The organism is Vibrio kyushuensis, assembly GCF_050337325.1.
In the GTDB taxonomy this organism is placed as follows: Bacteria; Pseudomonadota; Gammaproteobacteria; order Enterobacterales; family Vibrionaceae; genus Vibrio; species Vibrio kyushuensis.
On the sequence record NZ_JAKJSV010000006.1, the window covers coordinates 453,205 to 460,474 of the forward strand.

At 43.5% G+C, this 7,270-nt stretch carries 6 protein-coding genes; all 6 read right to left on the bottom strand.

The genetic code is table 11. From position 1 onward, the window contains the following. Positions 1-6: 6 nt before the first annotated feature. Positions 7-498, bottom strand: coding sequence for a CvpA family protein (locus L4D20_RS15605; RefSeq protein WP_428802524.1), 492 nt, complete (start codon positions 496-498; stop codon positions 7-9). Positions 499-559: 61 nt separating this feature from the next. Then, positions 560-1,102: an SPOR domain-containing protein gene (locus tag L4D20_RS15610; RefSeq protein WP_428802525.1), complete on the bottom strand. Its 543-nt coding sequence runs from the start codon at positions 1,100-1,102 to the stop codon at positions 560-562. Then, entirely contained in the window at positions 1,103-2,368 is a 1,266-nt protein-coding gene (gene folC / locus L4D20_RS15615; RefSeq protein WP_428802526.1) for a bifunctional tetrahydrofolate synthase/dihydrofolate synthase, read from the bottom strand. A 43-nt stretch (positions 2,369-2,411) separates the two neighbouring features. Next, positions 2,412-3,338: an acetyl-CoA carboxylase, carboxyltransferase subunit beta gene (accD, locus tag L4D20_RS15620; protein WP_428802527.1), complete on the bottom strand. Its 927-nt coding sequence runs from the start codon at positions 3,336-3,338 to the stop codon at positions 2,412-2,414. Positions 3,339-3,511: 173 nt separating this feature from the next. Continuing rightward, positions 3,512-4,306 (bottom strand): tRNA pseudouridine(38-40) synthase TruA, encoded by a 795-nt coding sequence (gene truA, locus L4D20_RS15625; RefSeq protein WP_428802542.1) that lies wholly within the window; start codon positions 4,304-4,306, stop codon positions 3,512-3,514. Between the two features lie 115 nt (positions 4,307-4,421). Then, the coding region (locus L4D20_RS15630) for a FimV/HubP family polar landmark protein (RefSeq protein ID WP_428802528.1) at positions 4,422-7,270 on the bottom strand (2,849 nt) is incomplete at its 5' end.

A 7,270-nucleotide genomic window follows, 5' to 3' on the forward strand; every position in this document is an offset into this window, starting at 1 on the left:
CTGGCGCTATAACGCGCCAGATAAAAAAGTTGATGTTGCTTGTAAGTGCTCGAAAAACGGTTCAATGATACGACTAAATTCAGGTACCAATTGAGAGCTTTTCCACCACTCTGAATTCGGAAATGCTGTAAACATATCCATAAAAAACAACGCTGCCGAGACAATCATCACTCCTCTTAATCCTCCGAAGACAATACCTAAAATTCGGTCTGTCCCAGATAGTCCTGTTTTTTCGACTAATTGGGCAATAACGTAATTAACGATTGCTCCAACGATTAGAGTGGCAACAAACAGCGCTGCTATCGCAGTACCATTGCGAAACATATCGTCTTCAATATTGGTGAAATATACCGCCAATTTTGCGTAATACTGGCTGGCGATAAAAAACGCGCCACACCAAATCACTAATGACAATGCTTCTTTCGCAAAACCGCGAACTAAACTGATCAAAGCTGATAGCCCGATCACCCCTAAAATGACAATATCTAACCAATTCATGTTTTCTGCATCTTAAGTTGGCGCGCATTTTAACAGAAAAAATGCTGACGCAAACGTTTTCTTATGGGTTTAGTGGTTTAAATTTAAGCAATCGACCATTTGAACCAGTAATTTTCTGTAGTTCAATCAGTTGTTGCTCAAGTTTACTTTTTGACACGTCTGGGCCAATAATCACACGTGTGAATTCATTTTCTTTCTTAGTATGAGCTTGATAACCTCTCTTTTGTAAATCCTTTACTAAAGTTTCTGCATTTTCAGCATTCTTTAAAGCCATCAGCTGGATAATCCAAGCACTATCTTGATAGTCATTTATTTCATCAATCTGTTTAATGTTTGTCGGCAGTGGCTTATCGGGTTCATCAGCAACATCACCACTATCAACGATAACTTCAACCGGGGAGTCTGGCAGCGCAATTTCGTCTTCTACTGGATCTAACAGCTCAAAAACTTCCATTTCACTATCAAGCTCAGGTTTAATAGGAATACTCGCCACCTCTTCTTTATAGTGCTGCTTTTCACCATCAAGTAAGTCAGGTAAGACAATGATGCCGACAGCGACCAATACAATGGTCCCTACTAAGCGGCTTTGAAACTTGCTCGCCATTTATTCTCCTTTATTCTGCCAGTGTTCTAAAACTTCACCAACAGTATGAAATGAACCGACTACAATAATGACATCCTGATTGGCAGCTTGTGTCAACGCGCCTTGAATTGCCTCTGTAGGGTTTTGATAGTAGTCATGACAGTTAGGCAGATATTCACTTAACTCTTCAACTGAAGCCGCTCTAGGACCTTTAAGTGATGCTGGATACCAATGCGTAATGACCGGCGTTAACTCATCAAGCGTCGCTTTAATATCTTTATCGTGCAACATAGCGACAACGGCATGAATCACTTTATCAGGATATTGCTCTTTAATAGACGCTACAAGGTACTCCGCCGAGTGAGGGTTATGGGCTACATCAAGTACAATGGTGGGTTCTGTAGATATAACCTGCATTCGGCCAGGAAGATGAGCCGATTTCAAACCATTGACAATGTTGACATCACTCAAATCAAGTTCTGCCGTCGCCAGCGCCATTATAGCGGTTGCGGCATTTGGTAACGGTAACTTTGGTATTGGTAACGCATCTAACTCAAACGTGCCACTTTTCCACTGCCAAGTTGAGTCTGTCTCTTTTTGGTAGCTGTATTGAATGCCAACTTGATGAAAATTGGCACCAATATCATCGGCATGAGCAGCTACAGTCGCAGGGGGTTTTGGCTGACCACAAATCGCAGGGCGATTAGAGCGGAATATTCCTGCCTTTTCAAAACCAATAATATTGATGTCATCACCAAGCCAGTCGACATGATCAACAGCAAGACTAGTAATAACCGATACGTCATGATCAACTAAGTTAGTCGCATCTAGGCGACCACCTAATCCAACTTCAAGCAATACTACGTCGACTTTTTCAGTTTGAAATGCTCTCAGTGCGGCTAAAGTACCGTATTCGAAAAAACTAAGCGTGATCTCTCCGCGCATCTTTTCTATATAATCAAATGCTGAGCAATGCTTTTTATCAGAAAGGTCATCACCATTTATGCGAACACGTTCGTTGTAACGAATCAAATGAGGTGAACTGTAGACACCGACACTGTAACCAGCATCTAAAAGAATGGCTTCCATCAATGCACAAGTCGAGCCCTTACCATTCGTGCCAGCAACGGTAATAACGGTAGACGCAGGTTTAATAAGGCCGGCCTTTTCAGCAACCGCTTGAACGCGATCAAGACCTAAATCTATAGCAGAAGTGTGGATGTTGGTTAAATAATCAAGCCACATCGTTAAGGGAGATGTGGCTTGAGGAATTGGGTTTTGTTTCATCTAACTATAACCAAATAACGGTGGTTTATTGTTAGTGACTACTTTAACCTTTTTCAGCCGCTTCTGGTACTTGATATCCCGATTCCTTTGGAGAATCGTTCACAGAAACTACTAATGGTGACTTACGGTTAGTCATTTTAGCGATCAAGCTACCAACACGCTGGCGCATTTCACGACGATCGACAATCATATCAATCGCACCGTGCTCTAATAAGAACTCACTGCGCTGGAAACCTTCAGGAAGATCTTCACGAACGGTTTGTTCAATAACACGACGACCAGCAAAGCCAATTAGAGCTTTAGGTTCACCAATATTCACGTCACCTAGCATTGCTAGACTCGCTGATACACCACCCATTGTCGGGTCAGTCATCACCGAAATAAACGGTAGACCTTTTGAAGATAAACGTTCAAGTGCAGCACTGGTTTTTGCCATTTGCATTAGAGACATCAACGCCTCTTGCATACGTGCACCGCCACTTGCTGAGAAACAAACCAAACCACAGTTGTTTTCAATCGCCGCATCAACAGCACGAACAAAGCGAGCACCTACTACAGAGCCCATTGAACCACCCATAAAGGAGAATTCAAAAGCACAGGCAACAAGAGGCATGCCTAATAGCTCACCTTTCATTACGATAAGTGCATCTTTCTCACCGCTATTTTTTTGAGCAGCAGAAATACGATCTTTATAACGTTTCGAATCTTTAAACTTAAGCTTATCTTTTGGCTCTAAGTCATTCGCTAACTCTTCACGATTACCCGCATCTAAAAATGTTTCAAGACGACGACGCGCCTTCATTCTCATATGATGATCACATTTAGGGCAAACTTCGAAGTTACGCTCTAGTTCTGCGTGATATAGCACTTGTTCACATGAAGTACATTTGGTCCATACACCTTCTGGGATAGACGCTTTACGAGAACTAACGATGTTGCTTTTTTCTAAAATCTTTTCAAGCCAACTCATGGAAGACCTTTCTATCAAGTCTTACGCCTAATTGCGTAAGATACAAATTCGGAATTTATGCGTGAAGGATTAAAGCATATAAAATGCCAACTGTAGACAAAAAACTGGTTGTACCTATTTCCTGTATCGATATCTCACACACAACGTGTTTAAAAATTGACTCAATCCGAACATTAAATTAATACATCAGGCAAAAATAGAGGCCCGATAGGCTCTCTAGGTAACTGATAATGCTCAGGGTAGTCAACATCAATCAAATATAATCCGGCCGCTTTTGCCGTCGCTGAAGCAAGCTTTCTATCTTTCGCTTGTAGAAGGCTTTCTATCCATTCAGGCTCTTGCTCACCTTTACCGACTGTGATTAAGCTACCCGTGATATTTCTTACCATATGATGGACAAATGCATTGGCCTTGATGTCGATTACAACGTAATGCCCAAGACGAGTCACATTCAGATGCATGATATTACGCCAAGGACTACGAGATTGACAATGGATAGCTCTAAAGGACGTGAAGTCATTCTCACCAATCAAGTATTGCCCTGCTTGGTGCATTTTTTCGACGTCAAGATCACCATGATAATGACTTACTCCAGACGCGAGAATACCGGGTCTCAAGGAGTGGTTGTAAATCACATAGCGATAACGGCGCGCAGTCGCAGTAAATCGAGCATGAAACTCTTCATCGACAACATGTGCCCAGCGGACTGCAATGTCTTTGGGTAGGTTAGCGTTAACCCCCATAGTCCAAGCTGCAGGCTTACGTGTGGAGTTGGTATCAAAATGAACAACTTGCCCAGTGCCATGTACACCAGAATCAGTACGACCCGCACATTGAACTTCTACGGGATGATTGGCTACGATACTCAGAGACTTTTCAAGCTCCTCTTGAACACTATTAACATCTCGTTGGCGCTGCCAACCAAAATATTTAGTACCATCGTACTCAATGCCCAGTGCAATTCTCATGTTCATTTACTCTTAAAATTGGGCCGCAGATTATAATATCAATAACGACAAATATCTAACAACTCTAAAAAAAAGAGGCAGCCATAGCTACCTCTTGATATTTACGTCTTAAAATTTAGCTTTTTCGGATAGCGTCAATTAAGCTTTTTGCCTCTTGGCGAATACTATCGGAGCCATCAACAATCGCCTCTTCTAGCAGTTTAATCGCACCGTCTGAGTCGTTCATTTCCATATAAATCTTAGCCAGATCAAGCTTGCCAACAGCTTCAGCATTGGTATCGACATCTTCAAAGCCGATATCACCAATAACATCAGGGAATTCATCTAACCCAACGTTGAGATTTAACTCTTCATCATCCGGCGCTGTTTCTTCTTCATTGTCGACCTCAGCCATTAGCTCATCAATAGTGCGATATTGGTCCGGCTTTGTATCGAAATCCTCTTGATTCTCCCAGTTCTCGTCAGAAACAACGGCCTGCTCAGGTTTGTTGTCTTCATTCCAAACGGCTTGTTCCTCTTCAGGAATATCAGTAGAAATACTCGCCTGCTGCTCTGGAGAAAGATTGAAGCCATTCCAATCTTCGCCTCCCATTTCTAGCATGGCATCAATATCCATACCGGCACTATCGGAAGTTTGTGTATCAATATGGTTATCAAATGAGAATGAACTAGCCTCAAGAGGTTCTTCCGTCTCTGAAAGTAACTCAGTCAGAGCGCTTTCATCAAACTCATCACGTGATAATGAATCTATATCTTGAGCTTGAAACACATCAAATAATGCATCTTGCTCTGATTCCATGGAAAGCTTCGAAGGTTCTATAACCGGCTCTTCGGCTAACTCGTCAGCAAGTGCATCAAAATCTGTCACTTCTGGTGGGGTGACCACGCTGGCTGATTCTATTTCTGATTCAAGCTCTGGATCAATAGGCATATCAGCCAAAGCATCCTCTTCGCTATACTCAGGAAGATCTAATTCATCAAACGTTTCAGGAAGGTGATCTTCAGAACTCTCTACAATTTCGTTCAACGGTTCATCCGCGATAGGCATATCAGCCAACGCGTCCTCTTCGTTGTATTCGGGAAGCTCTAATGCATCAAAGGTTTCAGGAAGTTCATCACTTCCAGATTCAGCTACTGCTTCAATTGAGTCTTCATCAGGTTTAGCTTCTGACTGTTCTTCAGTAACAGGCTCAAGCGACTCTTCAGATGCAATCTCTGTTGGCTCATCTAACGAAGGCGCTTCTAATGATTCTGGCGCTACTTCAAGTTCAGGGTCTAACTCAAGCTCAGGCTCAAGTTCTGAATCTAGCTCAACATCAGAGTCGGCTGGCATTTCGGCCAACACATCTTCTTCGGCGGCATCATCTTCAGAGGAGGTTGGAAGATCTAGTTCGTCAAAGCTTTCAGGTAATTCTTCTAACTCTTCAGCAATAGGCTCAAGCGACTCTTCGGATGCAATCTCTGCTGGCTCATCTAACGAAGGCGCTTCTACTGATTCTGACGCTATTTCAAGTTCAGCATCTAATCCAAGCTCAGGCTCAAGTTCTGAATCTAGCTCAACATCAGAGTCGACTGGCATTTCCGCCAACACATCGTCTTCGGCGGCATCATCTTCTGAGAAAGTCGGAAGGTCTAGTTCGTCAAAGCTTTCCGGTAACTCTTCTAGCTCTTCAGAAACAGGCTCAAGTGACTCTTCAGATGCAATCTCTGCTGGCTCATCTAACGAAGGCTCTTCTACTAACTCTGACGCTATTTCAAGTTCAGGATCTAACTCAAGCTCAGGTTCAAGTTCTGAATCGAGTTCTGAATCTAGCTCAACATCAGAGTCGGCTGGCATTTCGGCCAGTACATCTTCTTCTGCGGCATCATCTTCGGAGAAGGTCGGAAGGTCTAGTTCGTCAAAGCTTTCCGGTAACTCTTCTAACTCTTCAGCAATAGGCTCAAGCGACTCTTCAGATGCAATCTCTGTTGGCTCATCTAACGAAGGCTCTTCTATTGACTCTGACTCTATTTCAAGTTCAGGATCTAACTCAAGCTCCGGCTCAAATTCTGAATCTAGTTCAACGTCAGATTCGGCTGGCATTTCGGCCAACACATCTTCTTCATCCGCATCATCTTCTGAGAAGGTTTTAAGGTCTAGCTCATCAAAGCTTTCAGGTAATTCTTCTAGCTCTTCAGTAATAGGCTCAAACGACTCTTCAGATGCAATCTCTGTTGGCTTATCTAACGAAGGCGCTTCTAATGATTCTGGCGCTACTTCAAGTTCAGAGTCTAACTCAAGCTCAGGCTCAAGTTCTGAATCTAGCTCAACATCAGAGTCGGCTGGCATTTCGGCCAGTACATCTTCTTCGGCGGCATCATCTTCTGAGAAGGTCGGAAGGTCTAGCTCATCAAAGCTTTCAGGTAATTCTTCTAGCTCTTCAGTAATAGGCTCAAGCGACTCTTCAGATGCAATCTCTGTTGGCTCATCTAACGAAGGCTCTTCTACTGATGCTGACGCTACTTCAAGTTCAGCGTCTAACTCAAGCTCAGGCTCAAGTTCTGAATCGAGTTCTGAATCTAGCTCAACATCAGAGTCGGCTGGCATTTCGGCCAGTACATCTTCTTCTTCGGCATCTTCTGTAAGGCTAGGTAACTCAATCTCATCAAGACTCTCGACAAGTTCTTGCTCTACCCCTAATTCAGGCTCTACAGGAAGTGTTGGTAGACCGAGATCATCAAGTGTATCGGATAGACTTTCTTCAAAATCGTCTTCGGCCTCTTCTCCTGCAAGCACACTTTCGGCTTCGACATCTGGCGTTTCTAATTCTTCACCTGTTAACCAGTCATCATCGTGTGGCGTACCAAATTCATTCGCTACGGCAGTTGATTCTGGCTCTGGCTCTGGCTCTGGCTCTGGCTCTGGCTCTGGCTCTGGCTCTGGCTCTGGCTCTGGCTCTGGCTCTGGCTCTGGCTCTGGCTCTG

Coding starts and splice junctions, on each gene's coding strand:
- L4D20_RS15605 (WP_428802524.1), bottom strand. CDS start 498: ATGAATTGGTTAGATATTGTCATTTTAGGGGTGATCGGGCTATCAGCT.
- accD (WP_428802527.1), bottom strand. CDS start 3,338: ATGAGTTGGCTTGAAAAGATTTTAGAAAAAAGCAACATCGTTAGTTCT.
- truA (WP_428802542.1), bottom strand. CDS start 4,306: ATGAGAATTGCACTGGGCATTGAGTACGATGGTACTAAATATTTTGGT.
- folC (WP_428802526.1), bottom strand. CDS start 2,368: ATGAAACAAAACCCAATTCCTCAAGCCACATCTCCCTTAACGATGTGG.
- L4D20_RS15610 (WP_428802525.1), bottom strand. CDS start 1,102: ATGGCGAGCAAGTTTCAAAGCCGCTTAGTAGGGACCATTGTATTGGTC.